1 protein-coding gene is annotated in these 881 nt (G+C 41.0%); it reads left to right on the top strand.

Annotated features, from left to right (window positions below):
* Positions 1 to 88: 88 nt before the first annotated feature.
* The coding region (locus tag ACTQZS_RS15370; protein ID WP_441476593.1) for a hypothetical protein at positions 89 to 881 on the top strand (793 nt) is incomplete at its 3' end.

Raw genomic sequence — 881 nt, 5'->3', positions numbered from 1 at the left:
GTGGCAATGTTCTGGGACAACTTACCAGATCCGATACAGGGAAAGACAGCGGAAACCAAATCAGGCAATTGGTGATTGGAGCAGCTGGATGTCATATCCTGACGCGAGCACGGCAAATTCAGGATGGGGAGATATTGGATCTGCAAACTGTGTAACAGAAAACACGTCCCGCAAATTTGCCCCAAAAGCAATCACAATGCTACAGCCGGTAGACGGAACAAATGTCGATTATAAAGAACTTCAGTTTGAGATCAGAAGATATGAAGCAAACTATAATGGAACATCTGGACTACATGCACACGGTAACAGCATTATTGAAACTTTCAGATTGACTTACACTCCGACGCTTACGATTAATTCATGTAAGTGGTCACCTGACGGACTTAATATTAGTTACACCTCAGACTATCACCGTGACGGAAATATTATTACATTTTCATCGGATGATATTTTTAAAGAATGTCGTTTCACGGATCAGCCATATACAGGAAATGTCAGAATTCCTCAGAGCGCTCTTTTGAGGATTCCTGCAAACGGAGAGAAAATCACGATTCATTCCGCTATTATGTCTGATATCGAATCAAGTACGTCCAATCGTTCTGTAACGATAAGTTATGTAAGCAGTCCAAGCCTTACCGTATCACCAAAGACTATAGACGATACTGACAGTTATACAACAACGGTTACATTTACTCCGTCAACAGATGATCATGTATATCTCTCTTACCCAGGCAATCTCATAGAATGCGAGGGAAGTAACGGGAATTATATTGTCACACCCCCACTTAATACAGAATGCACGATTTATGTGTTTACATCAAACGGATCTGCATGGGGAATGGCGTCTGTAAAGAAAACTATGAAAGGAAAAGTGTATGTAT

This window comes from Bilifractor sp. LCP19S3_H10 (assembly GCF_052119185.1).
In the GTDB taxonomy this organism is placed as follows: domain Bacteria; phylum Bacillota; class Clostridia; order Lachnospirales; family Lachnospiraceae; genus Bilifractor.
Note: the sequence above shows the minus strand (reverse complement) of the source record. Positions and strands in the feature narration are given on the sequence as shown.